Below are 24010 nucleotides of genomic sequence, written 5' to 3'. Positions count from 1 at the left end.
GGAGTGTAAATATTGTTTTTTATTTTTTTTCACAAATTTCTCAGATTAATTTACGAAACCGTTTTTACAAATCTGCAGAATGGGTGGGAAAATATTTTAATCCTGGTTTAATAAATGATTAATCACTTCTGAAGCGGTGTACAGGCCGAAAATGGCAGGCATGTAGCTTATTGTTCCGTAAAAAGATCTTTTATAATTGGTTCCGTCAGTCATTTTCAAACTTTCTTCATCCTGAATATCATTGGCAAAAACACAACGGACTCCTTTGTCAATTTTTACTTTTTTCAGTCTTTTTCTTACTTGTCTTGCAAGGTGGCAGTGTTCTGTTTTGCTGATATCTCTTACCAATACTTTGCTTGGGTCGGTTTTTCCGCCGGCTCCCATTGAACTTACGATTTTTATCCTTCTTCTTTTGGCAGCAATAATCAAGGAAAGTTTTGGCGTAACACTGTCGATACAGTCTAAAACATAATCAAATTTTGCGGAATCTAGTACTTCATCCATTCTTTCCGGATTCAGAAATTCATTGATTTTCGTTAAATTAAGCTGTGGATTGATGTCAAGAAGCCTTTCAGCAACCACATCTACCTTATGCTTTCCGACAGTAGAGTGTAAAGCAGGCAGCTGTCTGTTGATATTGGTAATATCTACCGTATCACCATCCACAATGGTCATATTTCCTACTCCGGCTCTCGCCAGAAATTCTGCGGCAAAAGAACCTACTCCGCCTAAACCTACAACAAGCACATTCGCTTTGATCAGTCTGTCCAATCCCTCTTCCTTTACCAAAAGTTCGGTTCTTTCCAGCCAGTATTTATCCATTTTTTATTGAGTGTAAATTTTCTAAAATTTGTTCATTCAGTTGTTCCAGAGAAATAGCTTTTATTTCCGAAACTTTAATGTACAATTCTTCAATGTTAAATTCTTCATTATCAGTTTCTAAAAAGATTCTGTCTAATGGAGTGTTTTTTATAATATCCTGCAAAGATAAATTATACAAAACAGCTTTTCCAAAACTCAGGTAAAAATTATTGCGCAGAAGATCTTCAGCAATTCGTTGTTTTTTATTGAAACCATGGATGACCATTGGTTGTGCGGCCTTCTTTTTAAAAGAAATCACTTCATAAAATTTTCTTACACAATGAATAATCAGGGGCTTTTTTACCTCATTGGCGATCTTTATCTGTCTTAAAAAAACTTCCTCCTGAATTTTCTGGTCTGTAGAAACCAAAGAATCCAAACCACATTCACCAATGGCAAAACAGTTTTCAGACATCATGCTCATCATCCATGAAAACTGCTGCTCTATAGTATTAATATCAATATCATTTGGGTGAATGCCGATGGAATATGGGAAATCAGGCGGAATACTCTCAATGTCCAGATTATAAATTCCGTTTCTGATATATTTTTTATGGTGGTGAAAATCAAAAAATTCCATATCCAAAAATAGTGCTTTTCAGATTTAATTTAAAATTATTAAACGATCGTTTATAAATGTGTTAAAAATTTCTTAACTTTACTCAAAGTGCACTTCATGAAAAAAAAATTTACGGAAAAACAGATTCACATATTGGATATTGCAGAAGAGCTCATCGCCAAAAAAGGATATGAGGGAACTTCTGTAAGAGATATCTGTTCCAAAGCAAATATTAATGTTGCTATGATCTCTTATTACTTCGGTTCTAAAGAGAAAATGATGTCTTATCTCTATCAGTACAGGGTATTGAAGACCAGAGAGAATTTTTCAGAATTTGCGGATACTATCAAAGATGGGAAACCGGAAATGCAGATGCGGGAGATGATCAAATATATCGTTTCTCAACTGTTCAAGTATAACTATTTCCATGGGTTTGTAACCCAGGAACTCCGTCATACAGAAAATCTGAAAGACGAACTGCTTGATTTCTACCAGTTATTCGTAAAAAAACTGGATGAAGTAATTAAAAAAGGGGTGGCTTCCGGTGTTTTTACTTTTACTCCCAAACCTGAAGATATCCTTACCATGATTATTGGATCCACTTTATTTGTCATCAGGAATAAAAACTTTTATGAGCTGTATGTTCCGAGTAAAAACGAAGAAACCTACACCAAAGAAGCTGAAAAAAAGGTAAGAATGAATCTTTTATTAAGTGTTTTTGCAATTTTGGGATACGCTGCAGACTAAAATTACGTTAAATATTCATAAAAAAAAATCTATTGACAAAAAAGTTATATTTTTGCAAATTAGTAAATCGGCTGTATAATCCGAAAACTGTTGAACTTTTTATATGAAAAAATATATTTTAGGTCTTTTTGCTGTAGCGGTGATTTCATCTTGTGTAAGCCAGCAGGAAAGAGCAATGAGGAGTGCTGATAAAGAATTTATCTTGAAAGCAGCTAATGAAAACTTTGCTAAGAAAAAGTGGAAAAATGCATTGGCTCTTTATGACAGACTTGCAAATCTTGTGGCAGGAACAGATGATTTCCCTAACGTAGGTTTCAACACTGCTTATGCCAACTATTATGACAAGAGCTATAAGCTGGCAGGTCACCAGTTCAAAAATTTTGCAGTTAGTTTTCCAAAAGATCCGAGAGCCGAAGAAGCAGCTTATATGTCTGCATTGTGCTACTATGAAGGATCTATGGATTACAACCTAGATCAGTCTAGTACAGAATTAGCGATCAATGAACTTCAGGACTTCCTGAACAATTATCCAAACTCTGAGAGATCTAAAAATATCAGCCAGCTCATTGATGAATTGTCTTATAAGCTTGAGTTTAAAGCATATGAAAATGGAAGACAATACTACAAAATGGGAGAGTATAAAGCAGCGAATGTAGCATTTGAAAACGTTCTGGAAGATTTCCCAAGTACAAAACTTCGTTCAAAAATTTATGATTATATCATGAAGTCCCGTTATGAACTGGCGATGAAGTCAATTTATAATCTTAAAGCTGAACGTATTGAAAGTGCGTTAACTTATACAAGAGTGGTAGAGAAAGAACTTCCTAATACAGAATATTCTAAAGCAGCAATAGATCTTAGAGAAAAACTGGAAAAGGAAAAAGAACACTTTGCTGTCGTTAAAAAAGAAACAGATGCAAGAATTGCAGCTTTAACGGCAAGACAGAAAAAAGAAGCTGAAAAATTGGCTGATCAGGGTAAAACTGAGCAGCAAGTTAAAGATCAGATAAGCAATGAAAAGAAAGCAATGCAGTTACAGAGGGACAGTGCAGCACTTAAGACCCCTCCTCCTGCAGCGACTTTCAAAATTCAAAGATAATTCGTAAATTTGCCATCTTAAAATAAAAATAATTTTCTCAAAATGAGTGTAAAAGATACAAAAGCAGAAGTAAATACAATTACTTACGATAAAGATAAGATTGAAGATAAAGTAGGTTCAATCTATGAAGCTATTGTTATCATGGGAAAGAGAGCAGAGCAGATCAATGCGGAGATCCGTACGGAACTTCACAACAAATTAGATGAATTTGCGGTTCACAATTCTACATTAGAAGAGGTTTTCGAAAACAGAGAACAAATTGAGATCTCTAAACATTACGAAAAGCTTCCAAAGCCAACTTCAATTGCTATTGAAGAGTGGTTAAACGAAGATGTTTATTTCAGAAAAACAGAAGAAAGAAAATAAATCTTCTGTATTCTTATAAATGAAGGTCATAAAGGAAATCTGTTCTTTTATGACCTTTATCGTTTTAAAGCCAGATTGTGTGGGAAAAAATAAGTATTTTAGTATTTCAAAAAAATTAGAACTTAATGAGTGTTTCCGGTAAAAAGATTCTTATCGCCGTCTCTGGTGGGATTGCAGCCTACAAAATTCATTTTTTGATAAGGGATTTTGTGAAAAAAGGAGCAGAAGTACAGGTTATTATGACTCCTGATGCAGAACACTTTGTGACAAAACTAAGCCTGTCTACACTATCCAAAAAGCCGGTGTATTCAGAGTTTTACAGCGATAACGGAACATGGAACAGTCATGTGGAAATGGCACTGTGGGCAGATGTTATGATCGTAGCTCCCTGTACAGCCAATACACTGTCTAAGATGGTTCACGGAATGTGTGATAATCTGGTTATTGCAACTTATATGTCTGCAAAATGCCCGGTTTTCATAGCTCCGGCAATGGACCTTGATATGTATATACATCCTTCCACAAAGAAGAATCTGGAGCTTGCAGAAAATTTTGGACATATTGTAATTCCTGCTGAAAATGGTGAGCTGGCTAGCGGACTGATCGGGCAGGGAAGAATGGCCGAGCCTGCAACTATTTTTAGTGAAGTTGAAAATCATTTTACAAACAGTAACCACTCCAAAAGCCTTGAAGGAAAAACCGTTTTAATTACTGCAGGCCCTACGTATGAAGCTATAGATCCGGTAAGATTCATAGGAAATCATTCATCAGGTAAGATGGGATTTTCTCTGGCAGAAGAAGCTTCAAAAAGAGGCGCAAAAGTGATTCTGATTTCAGGACCGAGTTTCCAAACCATTAATGATCCCAATGTTGAACTTCATAAAGTAACTTCAGCAAAAGAAATGCTGGCAAAAGTATTTGAATTTTATGACAGCATAGACATCGGTATTGCAAGTGCTGCGGTAGCAGATTATGCTCCCAAAGAAGTAGCAAAAGAAAAGATCAAGAAAAATGATGATAACCTTACCATTGAACTGGTTAAGAATCCGGATATCCTTAAAACGATGGGCGAAAAGAAAACACACCAGTTTTTGGTAGGTTTTGCACTGGAAACCCAAAATGAAGAAGAAAATGCAAAAGGAAAACTGGAGAAGAAAAACCTTGATATGATTGTTTTAAACTCTCTGCGTGACGAAGGCGCCGGATTTAAAAATGATACCAACAAAATAAGGATATTTACCAAAACGGAGAAGAAAGAATTCGACCTGAAATCCAAAGATGATGTAGCGAAAGATATTCTCAATTTTGTTGAGTCTCAACTTTTAAAATAATTTTAATAAATTTCCGTTCTCAATTTTTAATAGACAATGAAAAAAATTATAAGTTTATTTTTTCTGTTTTTTATCTATACCCAAAGTTTTTCTCAGGAGCTGTTGGCAACTGTTCAGGTAAACTCTCAACAGGTAGGAGGAAGTAACCAGCAGGCATATAAAGCATTGGAGAAAAGTCTCAGGGATTTTATCAATAATACGAGCTGGACAGGGAAAAAGCTTCAGAATTTTGAAAAAATAAAATGTGGTTTTTCCGTTGTTATTGGAGAAAGAGATGGGAACAGATTCAAAGGATCCATTGTTGTTCAGGCTATGCGCCCTGTTTACAATACAACTTACGAATCCCCGTTAATTAATCTTCAGGATCAGAGATTTGGTTTTGAATATGTTGAAAATGAGAGTCTTATTTTTAATGAAAGACAGTTTTCAGGAAAGAATCTTACGGATGTGGTTAGTTTCTATATTTACCTTATTTTGGGACTGGATGCAGACAGTTTCCAGTCTATGGGTGGATCTCAATGGTACGCAAAAGCACAGCAGATTGCGCAGAATTCTCAGAACAGAAACTATGAAGGCTGGAATACCATCAATGAGCCAAGAAGCCGTTCTATATTGATTAATGAAGTTATGAATCCTAACTGGAACCAATTGCGTTCTACTATTTATACTTACCACAGAGCCGGAATGGATAATCTTTTCAATCAGGACCAGACTGCCGGGAAAAAAGTAATCTTTGATGCCCTGATGCAATTGAAAATGTATGAGAACACATTTCAGCAGGCATTTTTCTTTAACCTGTTCATGGATACAAAAAGTGATGAGATCTTCAATATATTCAATTCCGGAAATAATGGAGGTTTGATTCTGAATGATCTTAAACAGACATTGATTATTCTTTCGCCAAAAAACATTGATAATAAGTGGAATAAGTGGAAGGTGTAAGATAGTAGGCTTTAAAAATTTTTGAGAAACAGCTTTATAAAAAATTAAAGAGGCAAAAAGTGTCAAGAACAGAAAGCATATCTAAACATTTTCTCAATTCATTAAAAAAAAACTTATTTTTACAGTTCAAACTCAAGTTGGATCATAACCCGGATTATCAATGCTTTCGAGAATTTACATTAAAAACTTTGCCCTGATTGATACTCTTGAAGTATCTCTTAATAATGGTTTACAGGTTATTACCGGTGAAACGGGAGCGGGTAAATCAATTATTTTAGGAGCGCTCCGGCTTATTTTAGGAGAAAGAGCAGATGTAAAGTCCATTGCCAAATCTGAAGAGAAAAGCGTGGTGGAAACTGAGTTCTCCCTTAACAACCAGTTTAAGAAATTCTTTATTGAAAATGATCTGGATTACGAGCTTCAGACGATTATAAGAAGAGAGATCCTGCCATCAGGGAAATCCCGTGCATTCATCAATGATGTGCCGGTAACGCTTGATATTCTTAAAGAACTTTCCTCACAGCTGATTGATATTCATTCCCAGTTTGAAACATCCAATCTTTTTACTTCAGAATATCAGTTTAAAATTATCGACGGACTTTCTGAGAATAAAAAAATTATTGAAGAGTATCAGAAGGAGTTTTCTGACTTTCAAAGCCTGAAAATGCTGTTGAAAAAATTGAAGACTCAACTTTCAGAAGCCAATAAAGAAAGTGATTATAAAGAATTTTTACTCAATGAGCTGGAAGAACTGAAACTTGATGATGTAGACTATGAAGATGTTCAGAACCAGCTTTCTATTCAGGAAAATGCTGGGATGATTTCAGAAAACGTAGGTCAGATCCTGTCCAGGTTTCATCAGGAAGAAATAGGGATTCTGTCTTTCTTTCATGAAGCTACCCATAAGCTTTCAAAAATTTCGGAAGTTTCTACCAGTTTCGCAGAGCTTGATGAAAGGCTGGAAACCTCTTTTGTAGAGCTGAAAGATATTATTTCTGAACTGGAACATGCGGCCGAAAGAGTTGAAATCAATCCTGAAAATCTGGTATACCTTACCGATCTTAATAATAAAATCAACGCTCTGTTTCTTAAGCATAATGTTTCAGATCTTAATGAACTGATTGAAATCAGAAACCAGCTGGCAGGAGACCAGAAGGGGGCTTCAGAACTGGAAGCACAGATTGAAGCAACAGAAGAAAATATTTCTCAGAAAGGAAAAACACTTCAGAGCCTCGCTGCAAAGCTTTCTAAGAACAGGCACAAAAATATTCCTGTCTTCATCAAAAAAGCAGAAAGCCTACTGAAAAAATTAGGTCTTGAAAAAGCAAAAGTAGATATTGAACTGCAGGATGCCGAGGAGTTCAATCAGTTTGGAAAAGAAAATATCCAGCTGCTATTCCAGGCCAATTCCGGTTTTCCTTTAAAACCCATTCAGACCGCTATTTCCGGAGGGGAAAGATCAAGGGTAATGCTTGCTGTTAAAAAGATTATTGCCGAAAGTGATGAGCTTCCAACCCTTATTCTTGACGAAATAGACACCGGAGTTTCAGGGAAAGTTGCCGAAGAGATCGGAAACCTTATGAGAGAAATGTCTGAAGACATGCAATTGATTGTTATTTCACACCTTGCACAGGTTGCTGCAAAAGGAAATGACAACTATAAGGTGGTAAAGCAGGATGTTTCCGGCAGAACACAATCTACTATAATTCCTTTGAGCAAAGAAGAAAAGCTGAACGAAATTGCCCAGCTGCTGTCCGGAAGCAAAATTACAGAAGCTGCGCTGGCACAGGCAAAAGAGCTTATTGGATAATTACATAAATCTATTTTTCTTTAAAAACTTGTAACATATTTTACATTATATTTACTAATGTAAAAAACTAACATATGTTTCTAAAGTTACTTAAGCTTGAAATAAAAAGCTTCTTCCGTGGTACATCTTTAGGGATCAATCTGACCATGAAAATCCTCCGGTTTATTGGAATACTTTATTTCGTGGGCTGTCTTGTAGGCGGGGCTTTTATTGCTTTTTTCTATGTACAGGAGGAGATGCATCAGAATCCTGTAAAGGTGGTTTCAAAATTCATGATTGTTGCCTGGATTATTGATCTTGTTCTTAAATATCTCTGGCAGGAAATTCCAACCCAGAATATTAAGCCATTTCTTACCATGAATGTCCGGAAGAATACATTGGTTAATTATATGCTGGCCAAAACCTTTCTTTCCGCATTCAGCTGGCTGAGTTCTCTATTCTTTATCACATTTTCATTGATTGCTTTATTTAACGGATATAGCATTTTAGGAGTGTTGGTGTGGCTTATAGGAGTTATTTCATTGCTTTATCTGAATAATTTTATCAATATTTTCTTTAACGGTAAAGAAACTCTGGCGGTGATCATAGGGGTATGCTTTTTGGGCATAGGAATGTTAGGATATTATAAAATAGTTCCTGTTCTGTCTTATTCTGAGTCTGTTTTCTTTAGTTTCTATGAGAAACCTTACTTTGCACTGATCCCTGTTGCGTTGTTCGTAATACTGTGGTGGATGTGTTTCCGGTACCTGCGCAATGAATTTTATCTTGACCAAGGGCTTGAAGCCAAGAAAACAGTAGGAAAAACAGAGAATATTGCTTTTCTGAACAAATATGGAGTTATTGGAACATTTATCAATAATGATATTAAAATGCTGAGACGTAATAAAGTACCCAAGGGGATTTTACTGGGCAGTTTTATGTTTCTGTTCTACGGATTGCTGATGTTTACTTCTTCAATGTACAAAACACCGGCAATGATGATGGTTATGGGACTTTTTGTAACAGGAGGCTTTCAGTTTCTGTTTGGCCAGAGAGTTCCTGCTTTTGACAGTTCTTATTATCCATTGATGATGACCCTGAATGTTCCATATAAAGAATATTTAAAAGCGAAATGGTGGCTGATGAATATTGTAACGGGAATTTCTATCATTATAGCGCTTTGCTATGCATACTTCGGCTGGGAAGTCTACGTTACATTTTTTGCAGCAGGATTATATAATATCGGTGTGAATTCTCAATTTACCTTGTGGTCAGGAGCTTTCAATAAAACTCAGATTGACCTTAATACAAAAGAAAAAAGATTAGGACAGAAAGGGAGTTTCAATATGATAGCTATGCTTCTGCTGATTCCTAAAATGCTTCTTCCGATGGGTGTATTTGCTTTAACAAAATATTTATGGGGAATTACCGGAGGAGTGATAAGCATTGCAATTATCGGGATTATAGGATTTTTCCTGAGAGAGAAAATCTTCGATATTATCGTAAAACTTTACAAGAAAGAAAAATACAGCACACTGGATGCGTTTAAAAATATAAGTTAAGCCATGATCAACATACAAAATTTATCTAAAACATACGGAACGGCAACGGTTCTTAATATCGAACATCTTGAAATTCCAAACGGGGAAACATTTGGTCTCGTAGGAAACAACGGAGCAGGAAAAACAACTCTTTTCAGCCTGATGCTGGATTTAATTCAGGCTACAACAGGTTCTGTAAGTATTGACGGAATTAAAGTAGATGAATCTGAAGCATGGAAAAATAAAGTTTCAGCATTTGTTGACGATACATTTCTCATTGGATACCTTACTCCTGAGGAATATTTTTATTTCATTGGAGAGTTGAGAGGGCAGAACAAAGCATCTGTAGATGAATTCCTGAAGCCTTTTCATGATTTTTTCAATGGAGAAATCCTTAAATCAGGAAAATACGTCCGTGACCTTTCAAAAGGAAATCAGAAAAAAGTAGGAATTGTAGGAGCAATTATTGGAAATCCTGAGATTATTATTTTGGATGAGCCTTTTGCCAATCTCGATCCATCTACTCAGATCAAACTGAAAAATCTTATCAAGGAATTATCAAAACAGGATGGTGTTACTTTTCTGATATCCAGTCATGATCTTTCCCATACAACGGAAGTCTGCAACAGAATTGTGGTAGTAAACAAAGGCCTTTTGGTAAAAGATATTCAGACCAATCCGGAAACATTAAAAGATTTGGAACAATATTTTGCAGATCAGGTTTCTGTTTCGGATATTTAATACCACAAAAATAGAGGTATGAATACGATAGAATCACAGAATGTAACAGATTATCCGAACAGCAATACTATTTTCATGGTCTGGAAACTTAATGACAGCCCACAGCTGAAAAATATTTTTCAGGAACTATGCGCTTTGGTATTAAATCTTAATAATTCCGTTTTTAACCGTTTTCCAGACAGCAGGGCAAGCTGTGTAATGGGAATTGGGGCTGAAGCATGGAGAAAACTGGATCTTCCTACACCTTTGCCAAAAGAATTAATCAATTTTGAAGAAATAAAAGGAGTGAAGCACACAGCTGTTTCCACTTCTGGAGACCTTCATTTTCACTTGAGAGCGGATAATAAAAGCCTGATTTTCGATATGGCTGTTGAAATATCCAAACTATTGAGTTCAGTGGCAGAAAGTATTCTGGAGATTCATGGATTTAAATATTGGGATGCACGTTCCATTCTTGGTTTTGTAGACGGAACAGAGAATCCACATGGTGATGACCGTGATTATTTTGCAAAAATCGGAGATGAAGACCTTCAGTACAAAGGCGGAAGTTACCTTTTTGTTCAGAAATACCTGCACAATATGGATGCCTGGAAAGGGCTGTCAACAGAAGATCAGGAGAAAGTCATCGGGAGATCAAAAGAAAACGATATTGAAATGTCGGATGATGTAAAACCTTCCAATTCACATATTGCTTTAGCCAATATCGAAGGAGAAGATGGGGAAGAATTGAAAATAGTCAGAGATAATATGCCTTTTGGAAATCCTTCTACTAATGAGTTCGGAACCTATTTTATTGCCTATTCAAGCACATTCGCAACAACCAGAAAAATGCTGACCAATATGTTCATAGGTGATCCTCCGGGAAATTATGACAGAATTTTAGATTTCAGTACAGCGGTTACAGGAACGCTTTTCTTTGTTCCTACCAGGAATATGCTTGATGAATTTTCAGGATAAAATACAAAAAAGGCAGCTTCGAAATTAAGGCTGCCTTTAACAATTGTTTTACAATACTATACTGGATTTCCGGGGTTGTACGAATCACACATTCCGTTTTCCACCAGACATTCTCTTTTTTTCAGTTCACAGGGATTGGTTGTAGGTACGCTGCAACATGCATAAAATCCGTTGTATTGTACCAGATACATATTACAAAGTGGCGTATTTCCTCCGTTAATTGTTTTCAGGTTCTCCCTTTTTAATTTTTTTAAATGCTTCATGGTTTTAGTTTTAAATTAATTATATCTCCAATATAGGAAAAAAATGAAACACTGAATAGATTAAGTAAAAAATTATACCTCAGTTTTTTAATTAAAATCTTTCTCGCCTTTTTGAAACAAAAAAGAAGGTAAAATTTGTAACTCTGAACAAAAAAAATCAACTTATTGCAATAAATAGTAAAATATTTTTTTTCAAGTTGTAACCTTTTTTTGTTTTGATTGTCTTTAGTATAGAAACAGCATAAGCATGAAACTTTTGTTCGGAAATAAAAAGAATGATTTGTTGAGCCTCCTGAAAAAACAGGATCCGGCTGCACAGAAGATTTTCTATGAACAGAATGTAAAGAGATTCCTGAGCGTAAGCAAAAGCTATGTAAGCGATTTGTATCAGGCGGAAGATTGTCTCATTAAAGCATTCTGTAAAATTTTTAAGCACATAGAAAGCTTCAGAGGAGAGTCGAACCTGGACAGCTGGGCAAGAAGAATTGTCGTGAATGAATGCCTGAATTTTATCAAAAGCCATAAAACGGTATTCTATCTCGATGAGATCAACCAATCTTTTCATGAAGACATCCATGAACCGGGGATTGATTGTGATTTTAATGCGCAGGATCTTTTGGATCAGCTTCCCGATGCCTACAGAATGGTTTTCAATCTTTATGTCCTGGAAGGATATTCCCATCAGGAAATTGCTGATACTTTGCAGATTTCAATGGCTGTCAGCAAAACACAGCTGTTCCGAGCTAAAGAAAAATTAAGAAAGATCTACTTTCAACAACAAAAAAAAGTGAAAAATGAAAACGTCTAAAGATAATATTGAATGTCAGATCAAAAAACAGATTGAAGAAAGAGAGATTACTCCTTCCCGTGATTTGTGGTCTGAAATTGAGTTTCAAAACAGCAGCAATAGCCGTCCCAAATCACAGATGAACTGGGTTTTAGTGGCTGCCTGTCTGGTCTTGACATTGAGTTTAGGAACCGTTCTGTTTTTTCTTAATCAACCTTCAGAAATTCAACCTGAAATAGTAAAGAAGGCAGAAGAAAATAAGGCAGATGAAATCATAAAAAAACCGGCTCAATATAATACACCTCTGGCTGTTCAGAATAATGATAAAAAGGAAGTAAAAATAATCCTCCCCCAGGATAAAGAAGAAGTGATTTCTGCAGTAACAATAGGTCAAAATAAACTTATTCCCAGAGAAACCGCAGTGAAAAAACTGGATATTCCTCAGATTTCTAATCCTAAGCTTATAGCAAAAGCTGATTCTTTGAAAACTCCGGTTAAAAAGAAAAAATATGTAGACCCTTCTACCCTCCTTTTTTCGGTAGAGCATAAAGATGTTATCGAAAAGACAAAGGATGGAAGTAATGTGGCCACAACTATTGACCTGAATGCCAGATAATTTGTCCGTAAAAAATTAAAAATTAATAATATGATCAAGAAATTAATCGTAATGGGATTGCTATGCTCTATTTCAGCATCATTCCATGCACAAAAAGCTTTGAATATTAACCTGTCTTCTAAAAAAGATACTGAGGTAAGCCCTATTGTAAAAGAGAAAGTGGAAGAATATGCCACAAAGATCAATACCATTATTCAGGAAGAAAAGAAACTGATGGAAGAAGAATTGGTTGTTTTACAGGCAAGAAACCTTGATAAAACAGATTTTGACAGAGAGAAAGCCCAGATTGCAGACCGTTATTCTGAGAAAATGGATAAAAGAATTGAAGAACTTGGATTTGATCTGGATGACGTTATTCAGAAACAGGTAAGATATTCACTTTTAAATACTGATGTTACTTCCAAAGAAGAGCTTAAAGAAAAGCTGTTGAAAAAATTCCGTCCCAGCAGAAGTTTTACAGGGTATTTCTCTTACGGAATTATGACATTGACAAACAGTTCTCCGGATAATGAACTGGACAAAAATATAGGATATGCCAATAACCTGGAATTTGGTCTGAAACTGAATTATCAGCTTAGCAGAACAAGCCCTTGGGCAATTACCTCAGGATTAGGATTCTCATGGAGAACCGTAAGAGCAGATAACAATATGCTTTTTACAAGAAGTGCAGATCAGGGAGTGGCTTTGGCTCAGTACAGCGGAAACCTTGAGAAAAGTAAGCTGAGAACCGGGTATATTATGGTTCCTCTTGGTGTACAGTATAATTTTTCCAAGCTTAAAAATGCAGGAATGGACATCCAATACCGAAGTTATTACACCGGATTTAAAATAGGAGCCAATGTATATGGCGGGGTGAAAATGTCTACCAACAATATTGTAAAAGGAAATGACGGAGAGACAAGAGACCGGGGAAACTATCAGGTGAATCCTTTTGTATATGGGGCACAGATTACATTCTCATATAACAGTTTCAGTCTTTTTGTGAAAAAAGATTTCAGCAATTTCTTTAAAGACAGTTATTTCAAAAATGATAAAGCGCTGATATTCGGCTTAGCCATTGGATTGGATTAAATACATTTTGACAGCAAAACGAAAAACTCCGGGAAAAGCTCCCGGAGTTTTTGCATTGTATCAGTTATAGAATCATTATTTTAAACTTCCTACCATATCTTCAGGTTTTACCCACCCATCAAACTGCTCAGCAGTTAACAAACCAAGATTGACGGCTTCTTCTTTTAAGGTTGTACCATTTTTATGGGCTGTTTTAGCAATTTTTGCTGCATTTTCATATCCGATATGAGTATTTAAAGCTGTAACAAGCATTAAAGATTTGTCTACAAGTTCTTTAATTCTCTCATGGTTGGGTTCAATTCCTACAGCACAATGGTCATTGAAAGAAATACATGCATCAGCGATCAATTGGGCAGACTGGAGAAAATTATAAGCCATTACCGGTTTGAAAACATTCAGCTCATAATTTCCCTGAGTTCCTGCAAACGAAATGGTTGTATCATTTCCTAAAACCTGAGCGCAAACCATTGTTAAAGCCTCATTCTGAGTAGGGTTTACTTTCCCTGGCATGATAGACGATCCCGGTTCATTTTCAGGAATATGAATTTCCCCGATTCCGGAACGTGGCCCTGATGCCAGTAATCTTACATCCTGAGCAATTTTATATAAAGAAACGGCCAATTGTTTTAAAGCTCCGTGAGATTCAACAATTGCATCATGAGCAGCAAGGGCTTCAAATTTATTTTCAGCAGTAATGAAAGGGTGTTTTGTAAATTGAGAAATATATTCTGCAACCTTTACATCATAACCATTAGGAGTATTCAATCCTGTTCCTACAGCTGTTCCACCTAATGCAAGCTCAGAAAGGTGAGGTAATGTATTTCTTAAAGCTCTCAATCCGAATTCCAATTGAGCCACATACCCGGAAAATTCTTGTCCCAGAGTAAGCGGAGTAGCATCCATCAGGTGGGTTCTCCCGATCTTTACCACATCTTTGAAGGCTTTAGACTTTTCAGCCAGCGTATTTTTTAGTTTTTCTACTGCCGGAATGGTTACCTCTACTACTTTTGTATAGGCAGCGATGTGCATGGCAGTAGGATAGGTATCATTAGATGACTGGGATTTATTCACATCATCATTCGGGTGAATTTCAGATTTTTCACCCAATGTTCCTCCATTATTGACATGGGCTCTGTTTGAAACTACTTCATTGACATTCATGTTCGATTGCGTTCCGGAACCCGTCTGCCAGATCACCAACGGAAACTGGTCATTAAGTTTTCCTTCAAGAATTTCATCACATACCTTGGCGATCATATCTCTTTTTTCAGCAGGAAGCACTCCCAGATCAGTGTTGGTATAAGCTGCTGCCTTTTTCAGATAAGCGAAAGCTTCAATGATTTCATGCGGCATTGAACCTTCAGGTCCTATTTTGAAATTATTTCTGGAACGTTCCGTCTGTGCACCCCAAAATTTATCCGCAGGTACCTGCACTTCTCCCATGGTGTCTTTTTCAATTCTGTAATTCATAGTGGTTGAAATTTGTATGATCTGTTTATTTAAAAGCTATAAAAATCTTTAACATTATTGATTTTTAATGAAAGAAATAATGTTTTGGCTTTGCTTATTAAGCTTTTATAAAGTTAATTATAAACTCACAAACCCGCAATTTATAATCATTATAAATATCAATTTAAATGACTGATTTTACTCATATTTTTTTAATGAGACGTATTTTTGCACAAACAAAAATTGAATGGACTTTAGATATCAGGATCCGTATCCAATTCAGAAAGATGATACGGTGTACAAGAAGCTTACATCAGATTATGTAAAGGTTGAAAAACTGGGTGACAGAGAAATTTTAACTGTAGATCCGAAAGGACTGGAATTGTTAGCTGAAGAAGCTATGGCAGATGTTTCTTTCATGCTTCGTTCTTCACACCTGGAAAGCCTTAGAAAAATCATTGATGATCCTGAAGCTACTGATAATGACAGATTCGTTGCTTACAACCTTTTGCAAAATGCTGCAGTAGCCGTGGAAGGAGCTCTTCCTTCATGCCAGGATACGGGAACGGCTATCGTAATGGGGAAAAAAGGAGAAAATGTATATACAGGAGTAGATGACGGGGAATATTTGAGCAAAGGAATTTTCAATACCTATCAGAAAAGAAACTTAAGATATTCTCAGGTAGTTCCTTTGACGATGTTTGATGAAAAGAACTCAGGATCTAATCTTCCTGCACAGATTGATATCTACGCTAAAAAAGGAGATTACTACGAATTTTTATTCTTGACAAAAGGAGGAGGTTCTGCTAATAAAACATTCTTATATCAAAAGACGAAATCTTTATTGAACGAAAAATCTCTTGAAGAATTCGTTAAAGAAAGAATCTCTGATCTTGGAACAGCTGCCTGCCCGCCTTATCACTTAGCGCTGGTAATTGGAGGAACTTCAGCAGAAGCCAACCTTGCTGCAGTGAAAAAAGCATCAGCAAAATATTATGACCATCTTCCAACGGAAGGAAATGAGGCCGGACAGGCATTCAGAGACCTTGAATGGGAAGCTAAAGTTCAGAAAATCTGCCAGGAAAGTGCAATCGGAGCTCAGTTTGGAGGAAAATACCTTACCCATGATGTAAGAGTAATCAGGCTTCCGAGACATGCCGCATCTTGTCCGGTAGGAATGGGTGTTTCCTGTTCTGCAGACAGAAATATCAAAGGAAAAATTACTAAAGAAGGTATTTTCCTTGAGCAGTTGGAGCAGGACCCAAAAAGATTCTTACCTGATACACCTCCACATCTGGAAGAAGCAGTTGAGATTAATCTAAATAAACCAATGCCGGAAATTCTTGCAGAGTTATCCAAATATCCGATCAAAACAAGATTGAAACTGAACGGAACATTGATTGTAGCAAGAGATATTGCACACGCAAAAATTAAAGAAATTATCGACAGTGGAAAACCAATGCCGGAATATTTCAAAAACCATCCGATCTACTATGCAGGACCTGCAAAAACTCCGGAAGGAATGGCTTCAGGAAGTTTCGGACCTACTACAGCCGGTAGAATGGACGTTTATGTGGATGAGTTTCAAAGCCACGGCGGAAGTATGATTATGCTGGCAAAAGGAAACAGAAGTAAAGATGTTACCAATGCCTGTCATAAATACGGAGGTTTCTACCTTGGATCTATCGGTGGGCCTGCTGCTATTCTTGCCAAAGACAATATTGTGTCTGTAGATGTAGTAGACTTCCCGGAATTAGGAATGGAAGCAGTAAGAAAAATTGAAGTAAAAGACTTCCCTGCATTCATTATTTCCGATGATAAAGGCAACGATTTCTTCGCAAATCTTGCTCACTAATTAGTTTAAAATTAAAATAAATAATAAAATAGAGCGCTGATCTTTTGTGTAAAAAAGAAAAAAGCTTTATTTTTGCCTAAAATCTTTAAGAGAATGATAACGATATTATCAGCATTTTGGCCGTTTTACCAGTTCCTTTGGACTATATTCTTCATTACTATGTTCTTAGTAGGATTCTGGTGTATTTTTATGTTCTTCGGATTAGTAATCCCAATGTGGCTAACTGAAGGTTTGAAAGAGTATTTCGGAAAAGTAAAGCCTTTCGATCCTGAAGACATCAGAAGAAAGCTTGTTTCTGAGCAGGAAGGTGTAGAAGTTATCTATAGCGAGCCTAAAGGAAACGGACCTTTCCTTCACGATCACGGACATCATCATTAATTGATTGTCATTGCTTTTTCACCTGAATTCTGAAAAAGTAATATCAAAGCAAAACAACATATATAAAACCGCTTAATTCGTTAGGCGGTTTTTCTATTTATTATTCCTGAGGCTTTCCGGAGATACTCCAAATTTCTTTTTAAAAGCCCGTGTAAAGTTCTGGAGATATTCATAACCGCATTCAATAGCGATCTCTTTGATCATAATCTCTTTGTCAGTAATCAGTTTCCTCGCTTTCAGCATTCGGAGTTCCGATATATAATGAGCAATCGTTGTATGATAGTAGGCCTTGAATTCCTTTCTGATCATATTCTGATTCATTCCGATATACTTTCCGATCTCTTCCGCTTTTATATTTCTGTGGTAATTTTCATCAATGAATTTCCTGATCATTTCAGGCGTTTTTGGTGTGGATTCCAAAATATTTTTCTCATTGAACTGTTCAAAAATCAAAATCAGAAGCTTAATAATCTTGGCTTCTATAAATAATTTCTGCATGATTCCTTTCTTGGTATATCCCAGAATTTCCTTTACAATCATATGCATTTCAACCGTCATATCCGGTGGTGTCTCTTTGTGAAGGAAGATGAAATTATTATGGGTCATGTTTTCCAGAATTTCTGCATTCTCGCGGTTGAGATCCGGATTGATGAGGTTGAAAACATATTGATAATTGATCTGAATCTGGAGATATTTAAGAACTTCCTGGTTTTCCGTCCATAGTTCAGCGACATTTTCTTTGGGCGAGTAATGAAGAATGTATTGGTTTTTCTTAAATGAAAATTGGGTTCCGCAGTCATGAGCTTCCAAATTGATTCCCTCACTCAGCAGAAAAAGAAGATTAAAACTTGCCTTCCCTTCCAACATGTGAGATTTGAAGGATTGATCAGGGCACAGATCTTCCTGCATGATGATTTTGATGTCTTCGGATCTGAACAAAAGTCCACTTTTAGATGATTTCCTCATGCAACACATTTTTACAGCCATGGTACAACTACTTAAGGTAAAAGTCCTTCGCAGGATAACCAAAAGTTCAGAAATGATAACTCGGGGTTAATTATGTGAGGTACTTTTGCGCAAAATTAAATTAAATTTAGAATAATTAAAAATAATATTTTATATGTTTAGAGATTTACATTTTGCAATACAGAAAATCAGAACGGGATTAACGTTGCTGATTATCGCCGGAAGCTGCTTGTATGCTCAGCAATGGGAAAATGTTGGAGGCATTCAGGATGTATCAGCAGGAGGAAGTAGTTTTAACAATTTAGTTATAGACAACTCAGGAAATTATTATCTGTCATATTATGATGTTTCCGTAGCCAGAGGTTCTGTTCAGAAATTTAACGGGAGTTCATGGTCATATTTAGGAGGAAGTGCGGGAGTTACAGCAGGAACGGCAACTTACAGTTCACTGTCTATAAGTCCTAACGGAAACAGTCTTTATTATACCAATCAGCTTGGCTATCCGGATTCTGGAATGGAAGTACGTTTGTTTACGGGGTCTTTATGGTCTCAACTTCCGAATGCTACAGACAGTCCTGTAAATTATCAGGCTTCTGCAGTTTCTTCTGATAATATTATATTCACTTATGGATCTTATGGTTCAGGAACGGTAAAAAGATATTTTGGAGGAACCTGGGAGCAGGTAGGAAATGCCGGCTTTTCAGGAGGTGCTGAATTTGCTGAAATGGTTATCGGAACCAATAATATGGTGTATACGTGTAATGTTTCCGGAGGTTTAAAAGTGTATCAAAACAGCACTGGTGCAGATTCTTCACAAAACTGGAGTCTGGTAGGAGGTGCTGCTGCAGATGCTTCTTCTTCAGGAGAACAGTACAACGCCGATATTGCTTTGGATGGATCTAATACGATCTATGTAGCCTATGTTTCAAACTCAGGAGGAGGAAAAAAAGTGAATGTTAAAAAATTTGACGGTAACTCTTGGATTCAGGTTGGAAATGCTAATTTTTCAGAAGGAAAAGTTCAGCATGTTGCCTTAGCTGTGACGGAATCCGGGAAACCGTATGTCGTTGCCAGCCGTTTTGAAAATGACAATTTCCTTAGAAATACGGTTTATAAATTAGATGATTCTCAAAACTGGGTTGCTTTTGGAGGTGATTTTGTTTCAGATGGTGAGGCAAAATACAATGATCTTGCTATAGATAAAGCGCATAACTATCTTGTTCTTGCTTATTCTGACAATACCACAAAAGTGAAAAGAATTTCTCTGACACTGAATCCTCAGACATGCAGCAATACGGACCCGGGAACCAATGTGGGTGATGTAGGCTGTGTAAGTTTTATGTATCGTGGTCAGCAGGTTGCTTATACTACCGTAAGAGGAGCAGACGGAAAAATATGGCTTCAGCAGAATCTGGGAAGTACACAGGTTGCTTCATCAGTAGCCGATGCGAACGCATATGGAGACCTTTTCCAATGGGGAAGATGGGATGACGGCCACCAGCTTAGAAATTCACAGACAGCGCAAGCACCTTCATCCAATACTCCCGAAGGAATTGCAGCGGCTGGAGGAGTGTATATTGCAGGATCTCCGGCATGGTGGGCGGGTTTTGCAAGTTCAGATACATGGGCTGGTACATCAGTGGCAGACGTTAATGCATCCGCTGGGGTAGATCCTTGTAAAGCGATCGGAACAGACTGGAAAATGCCTTCTCAGGCAGATTGGACTGCTTTGGTAGGGGCTGAAGGTATTGGGAATCCGGCAACTGCTTACAGCAGCAATCTTAAATTACCGGCAGGAGGAAACAGAAGTTCCAGTAATGGCGACTTTAGTTTTGTAGGACAAAGAGGGTATTTTTGGAGTTCAGATACATCAAGTTTAGGAGCGAAATATTTATATATCGGATCCACTATTGCCAACCCATCAGCCGGAGGAATGAGAGGTCAGGGGTCTTCAGTAAGATGTATTAAACCGACATCTTCTTTAGGTACTTCAGACATTAAGCTGAATAATGTAGTAATAGGAATGTATCCCAACCCGACAAAAGGAATTCTTACTGTTAAATCAGACTCCGCGATTGACAAAGTGAACGTTATCAATGCGGTAGGGCAAAGAATGAATGTGCAGTTCTCAGATAATCAAATCAATATGACTGAACTTTCTTCAGGGTTATATATCGTAGAATTAAAATTAAAGAATGGACAATCCGTTTCTAAAAAGATTATAAAAGACTAACTGAATTTCTATAACAAAGATTTTCGTCCAAAAAATAGTTCATTACAATTACTTTTATTGGGAGGCTCATGAAAATTTCATGAGTCTTTTTTTATTTTATTTTTTCCCGGAAAATTGAAATATTTGATGAAGACTGGACAAGAATAGTCACTATGAAGAAAAATTTATACTATATTCGATAAAAAATAAGAAATGAAAAAACTTTATTCCGTTGTTTTTCTGTTGATTGCAATGGCAGTTTTTGGGCAGATCAATTACTCCATCAGCCCGAATCCATTCAATGAAACCGATGCCGTAACCCTTACTGTTCCCGGAGATCAGATTGATGAGTCGGCATGGGGCGTGTCTAATAATGCCATTTATATCTGGACATGGTCTTTTGATACTAATTATCAGAACAGTCAGGACTGTCCTACCAATGGCAGCTGGAACAACTCCAATGACCTGAATAAACTAAATTATAATGCTGCTACAGACAGCTATTCACTTACTTTTACCCCGACTTCTTTTTTCGGAAGAACAGGAATCGGGAGGTTCGGGTTTTTATTAAAAGATAAAACAGGATCTCATCAGAGCTCACCGGACATTTTTGTAAATGTGGGCACTTTAAGCTTAAATCTTACCAATCCTCTGGCTAATAGCCTGACTTCTGTTCCGGCAGGAAACTCTATTAATATTACGGCTACCACAAATAACAATGCAACATTTCAGTTAAAAGCAAACGGAACTGTTGTCAACTCTACAACAACTCCTTCACAATCCTATTCTTACAGTTATACGGTTACTCAGGATGCCAGCATGGAACTTGTTGCCACAGAGGGAGTTAATTCTAAAACTGCGACATTCATTTTACAGGTTCCGAGAAATGTAGTTGCTGAAGCCATTCCAAACTGGATTAAACAGGGGATTAATTATCATCCGACAGATCAGACCAAAGTAGGACTTGCGTTATATGCGCCTGGCAAAAGCTTTGTACATGTCATTGGAAGTTTTAATAACTGGGCGGTGAATGATACTTATTTAATGAAAAAAGATACCACAAACCCTGATCTTTATTGGATTGAGCTCAATGGGATTACGCCTCAGCAGCTCTATACTTTTCAGTACAGAACGAATGATCTGAGAAAAGTGGCAGACCCTTATTCACCCCAGATCTTATCTTCTTATGATGATCCGTGGATCTCAGCTTCTACCTATCCGAATTTACCTGCATTTCCTGCCGGACAAGGTTTTGAAGTTTCAACATTTAAAACGGGGCAGACAGCCTATAACTGGCAGACAACCAGTTTTCAGAGACCCGCGAAAGAAGATCTGGTGGTCTACGAATTATTATTGAGAGATTTTACACAGGAAAAGAACTGGCAGTCTCTGATCAATAAAATTTCTTATTTAAAAAATCTAAAGATCAATGCAATAGAATTACTTCCCATCATGGAATTTGACGGAAACCTTTCCTGGGGATACAATACTTCTTTCCATTATGCATTGGACAAAGCTTATGGAACCCCCGAAAAATTCAAAGAATTTGTAGATATCTGCCACCAGAACGGAATTGCAGTTATTCTGGACGTCGCATTTAACCATGCAACAGGACGTTCTTCTCTGGTAAGGCTTTGGAATGTAGATCCTGATGGAGACGGTTACGGGGATGTTGCTCCAAACAATCCTTATTTCAATCAGGTCCCGAAACATTCATACAATGTATTTAACGATTTTAATCATACAAGCCTTTCAACTCAATATTACGTTGAAAGATGTCTTCAACAATGGCTGACAGAATATCACATTGACGGATTCCGCTGGGATTTAACAAAAGGATTTACCCAAAGCTGCTCCGAAAATGATGAAGCATGCACCAACGCTTATCAGCAGGACAGAGTGGATATCATGAAACATTATGCAGACAGACAGTGGGCAATCGATCCCAATTCTTACATGATTTTTGAGCATCTGGGAACGGATGCAGAAGAACAGCAATGGGCAAACTACAGGGTAGCAGAGGGAAAAGGAGTGATGCTTTGGAATAAACAAACGGAGCCTTATAACCAGAATACCATGGGATATAAAGACAACAGTAATTATGACAGAATGAACCATAGTCTTCATGGGTTTACCAATATGCGTGCTGTAGGGTACGGAGAAAGTCATGATGAAGAAAGATTGATGTTTAAAAATCTTGCATATGGTGCTGCGAACGGTAGCTATGACGTTAAAAACCTTAATACAGCTCTTGAAAGAATGAAAACTTTCGGTGCGACATTCTTTACTATTCCAGGTCCGAAAATGATCTGGCAGTTTGGGGAATTAGGATATGAATTCAGTATCAACAGATGTGCTGACGGTACTATCAATAACGGGTGCAGAACGGATGAAAAGCCTGTTGCATTTACTTTAAACTATGATACCAACGTAAACAGAAAAGCTGTATATGATATATGGGCTAAAATAATCACGATCAGAAATACCCATCAGGTTTTTAAAACTAAAACGTACAGTATAGAATCCAATAATCTGGCTAATGATCCGGACGGATTGATCACAAGAATTTATCTCTATGATTCGGCTATTACAACCGGGATAAAAAATGTTGTCGTACTGGCCAATTATGATATATCTGCAAAAAATGTTGTTCCTTTCTTTCCTTACACAGGGCAATGGCAGAATCTCATGGATGACAGTATTTCGAATATCGCCTCTACCACGGCTCCGATAACTTTACAGCCAGGAGAATTCAGGATTTTCGGGAATTATGGAGGTGCACTGTCAACAACAGATCCAAATACTGTAAATAAATTATCACTTCAGATCGCTGATAATCCAATACAAAACGGAGTGGCGAAATTAATTTTTAATAAAGCAAAAAACGGAGAAATTTTGATTTTTGATATGACGGGTAAAAAACTGGATTCATTCAAACTGAATAAAGAAAACGGAACTTATGAAATGAAAGTCAGTTATCCTGCAGGAACTTATCTGGTGCAGTTGAAATCGGAAACCGGAATTGCCATTCAAAAGATGATAATCAGATAAAAACAAATTATGAAGTTGTTTAGACTTAAAAATGTAGGATATATTGAAACCATTAAGAAGGATTTAAGAAATAAAGTGTAGTTAAGATGAATCATTCTGATTTTTAAGCTTAAGGCGAAGCTTATCTTAATACTCTTATCGCCTTACTATAATCTTAATGTTTCAAAAATAAAACTTTAAACAAGTTCTATAAAATAATAAAAGGCAAATTTGCAGTGTAGCAGATTTGCCTTTTTTGTCTATTTAAAAAAATAGTCTACTTTTGCAGTAGATTTATCAAGAAAGGTGGAGGGATTTGGCCCAAAGAAACCTTAGCAACCTGCACGATTCGAGAAGTGTAAAGGTGCTAATTCCAACCCTGAGGGGGAGATAAGCGAAGTCAATATTCTTATATGAATTCCATTTCTTGAAGTCTTGTATATCTGCGGA

The 24010-nt window shown here is 36.8% G+C and carries 21 protein-coding genes and 1 riboswitch; of the genes, 16 read left to right on the top strand and 5 right to left on the bottom strand.

The genetic code is table 11. The annotated features are described in order from the left end of the window. Positions 1 to 96: 96 nt before the first annotated feature. A complete protein-coding gene (locus KYG33_RS13795; RefSeq protein ID WP_077419419.1) occupies positions 97 to 822 on the bottom strand; it encodes a ThiF family adenylyltransferase in 726 nt (241 codons plus the stop codon). Further along, positions 815 to 1441, bottom strand: a complete 627-nt coding sequence (locus KYG33_RS13790; RefSeq protein ID WP_077419420.1) for a TatD family hydrolase — start codon at positions 1439 to 1441, stop codon at positions 815 to 817. The genes KYG33_RS13795 and KYG33_RS13790 overlap by 8 nt, the downstream gene beginning before the upstream one ends. A gap of 96 nt (positions 1442 to 1537) precedes the next feature. Here KYG33_RS13790 and KYG33_RS13785 point away from each other — a divergent pair, with 96 nt between their 5' ends. The 9 genes from KYG33_RS13785 to KYG33_RS13745 all read left to right on the top strand — a co-directional run bounded on the left by KYG33_RS13785 (position 1538) and on the right by KYG33_RS13745 (position 10933). Beyond that, positions 1538 to 2167 (top strand): TetR/AcrR family transcriptional regulator, encoded by a 630-nt coding sequence (locus tag KYG33_RS13785; RefSeq protein WP_027372956.1) that lies wholly within the window; start codon positions 1538 to 1540, stop codon positions 2165 to 2167. Positions 2168 to 2270: 103 nt separating this feature from the next. Continuing rightward, the gene (locus KYG33_RS13780) at positions 2271 to 3266 is read left to right on the top strand and encodes an outer membrane protein assembly factor BamD (RefSeq protein WP_077419421.1); all 996 of its coding nucleotides are present in this window, start codon (positions 2271 to 2273) and stop codon (positions 3264 to 3266) included. Between the two features lie 42 nt (positions 3267 to 3308). After that, the gene (locus KYG33_RS13775; protein ID WP_034681463.1) at positions 3309 to 3632 is read left to right on the top strand and encodes a DNA-directed RNA polymerase subunit omega; all 324 of its coding nucleotides are present in this window, start codon (positions 3309 to 3311) and stop codon (positions 3630 to 3632) included. A 125-nt stretch (positions 3633 to 3757) separates the two neighbouring features. After that, on the top strand, positions 3758 to 4963 hold the full coding sequence (gene coaBC / locus KYG33_RS13770; RefSeq protein WP_219071926.1) for a bifunctional phosphopantothenoylcysteine decarboxylase/phosphopantothenate--cysteine ligase CoaBC: 1206 nt from the start codon (positions 3758 to 3760) through the stop codon (positions 4961 to 4963). Between the two features lie 36 nt (positions 4964 to 4999). After that, on the top strand, positions 5000 to 5905 hold the full coding sequence (locus KYG33_RS13765; protein ID WP_077419423.1) for a DUF4835 family protein: 906 nt from the start codon (positions 5000 to 5002) through the stop codon (positions 5903 to 5905). A gap of 160 nt (positions 5906 to 6065) precedes the next feature. Then, on the top strand, positions 6066 to 7715 hold the full coding sequence (locus KYG33_RS13760; protein WP_077419424.1) for a DNA repair protein RecN: 1650 nt from the start codon (positions 6066 to 6068) through the stop codon (positions 7713 to 7715). A 74-nt stretch (positions 7716 to 7789) separates the two neighbouring features. Beyond that, positions 7790 to 9256: a DUF5687 family protein gene (locus tag KYG33_RS13755; RefSeq protein ID WP_077419425.1), complete on the top strand. Its 1467-nt coding sequence runs from the start codon at positions 7790 to 7792 to the stop codon at positions 9254 to 9256. A gap of 3 nt (positions 9257 to 9259) precedes the next feature. Next, a complete protein-coding gene (locus KYG33_RS13750; RefSeq protein WP_047381821.1) occupies positions 9260 to 9976 on the top strand; it encodes an ABC transporter ATP-binding protein in 717 nt (238 codons plus the stop codon). 18 nt (positions 9977 to 9994) lie between these two features. Beyond that, positions 9995 to 10933: a Dyp-type peroxidase gene (locus KYG33_RS13745; RefSeq protein ID WP_077419426.1), complete on the top strand. Its 939-nt coding sequence runs from the start codon at positions 9995 to 9997 to the stop codon at positions 10931 to 10933. A gap of 56 nt (positions 10934 to 10989) precedes the next feature. Here the strand turns inward: KYG33_RS13745 and KYG33_RS13740 are convergent, their stop codons facing one another. Then, positions 10990 to 11196 (bottom strand): bacteriocin-like protein, encoded by a 207-nt coding sequence (locus KYG33_RS13740; RefSeq protein WP_219071925.1) that lies wholly within the window; start codon positions 11194 to 11196, stop codon positions 10990 to 10992. A gap of 247 nt (positions 11197 to 11443) precedes the next feature. Here KYG33_RS13740 and KYG33_RS13735 point away from each other — a divergent pair, with 247 nt between their 5' ends. From KYG33_RS13735 to KYG33_RS13725, 3 genes are read left to right on the top strand one after another with little or no spacing between them, the layout of a single operon-like run. Continuing rightward, the gene (locus KYG33_RS13735; RefSeq protein WP_180564795.1) at positions 11444 to 12004 is read left to right on the top strand and encodes an RNA polymerase sigma factor; all 561 of its coding nucleotides are present in this window, start codon (positions 11444 to 11446) and stop codon (positions 12002 to 12004) included. Next, a complete protein-coding gene (locus tag KYG33_RS13730) occupies positions 11991 to 12599 on the top strand; it encodes a hypothetical protein (protein ID WP_180564794.1) in 609 nt (202 codons plus the stop codon). Before KYG33_RS13735 ends, KYG33_RS13730 begins: the two co-directional genes overlap by 14 nt. A 30-nt stretch (positions 12600 to 12629) precedes the next feature. Further along, the gene (locus KYG33_RS13725; protein ID WP_077419430.1) at positions 12630 to 13670 is read left to right on the top strand and encodes a porin family protein; all 1041 of its coding nucleotides are present in this window, start codon (positions 12630 to 12632) and stop codon (positions 13668 to 13670) included. Positions 13671 to 13745: 75 nt separating this feature from the next. On the opposite strand, the gene fumC is transcribed toward KYG33_RS13725, so the two are convergent. Next, a complete protein-coding gene (gene fumC / locus KYG33_RS13720; protein WP_219071924.1) occupies positions 13746 to 15140 on the bottom strand; it encodes a class II fumarate hydratase in 1395 nt (464 codons plus the stop codon). Between the two features lie 226 nt (positions 15141 to 15366). Between fumC and KYG33_RS13715 the strand changes: the two genes are divergently transcribed. Together KYG33_RS13715 and KYG33_RS13710 are read left to right on the top strand one after the other, a co-directional pair. After that, the gene (locus KYG33_RS13715) at positions 15367 to 16974 is read left to right on the top strand and encodes a fumarate hydratase (RefSeq protein WP_077419432.1); all 1608 of its coding nucleotides are present in this window, start codon (positions 15367 to 15369) and stop codon (positions 16972 to 16974) included. A gap of 93 nt (positions 16975 to 17067) precedes the next feature. After that, positions 17068 to 17352 carry a hypothetical protein gene (locus KYG33_RS13710; protein WP_172625768.1) on the top strand — a complete coding sequence of 95 codons (285 nt, stop codon included), beginning with the start codon at positions 17068 to 17070 and terminating at the stop codon, positions 17350 to 17352. A gap of 93 nt (positions 17353 to 17445) precedes the next feature. On the opposite strand, the gene KYG33_RS13705 is transcribed toward KYG33_RS13710, so the two are convergent. Further along, on the bottom strand, positions 17446 to 18318 hold the full coding sequence (locus tag KYG33_RS13705) for a helix-turn-helix domain-containing protein (protein ID WP_175627303.1): 873 nt from the start codon (positions 18316 to 18318) through the stop codon (positions 17446 to 17448). A gap of 154 nt (positions 18319 to 18472) precedes the next feature. Here KYG33_RS13705 and KYG33_RS13700 point away from each other — a divergent pair, with 154 nt between their 5' ends. Both KYG33_RS13700 and KYG33_RS13695 read left to right on the top strand, forming a co-directional pair. Then, complete coding sequence (locus KYG33_RS13700) at positions 18473 to 20551, top strand: T9SS type A sorting domain-containing protein (protein ID WP_077419434.1); 2079 nt, start codon at positions 18473 to 18475, stop codon at positions 20549 to 20551. 192 nt (positions 20552 to 20743) lie between these two features. Further along, positions 20744 to 23581: an alpha-amylase family glycosyl hydrolase gene (locus KYG33_RS13695; protein WP_219071923.1), complete on the top strand. Its 2838-nt coding sequence runs from the start codon at positions 20744 to 20746 to the stop codon at positions 23579 to 23581. 270 nt (positions 23582 to 23851) lie between these two features. Continuing rightward, positions 23852 to 23957: riboswitch (SAM riboswitch) on the top strand. Positions 23958 to 24010: the final 53 nt, after the last annotated feature.

It is taken from the genome of Chryseobacterium sp. D764 (genome assembly GCF_019317325.1).
Lineage (GTDB): Bacteria > Bacteroidota > Bacteroidia > Flavobacteriales > Weeksellaceae > Chryseobacterium.
The sequence above is the reverse complement of the archived record's forward strand: the minus strand, read 5'-3'. Positions and strand labels throughout refer to the sequence as shown.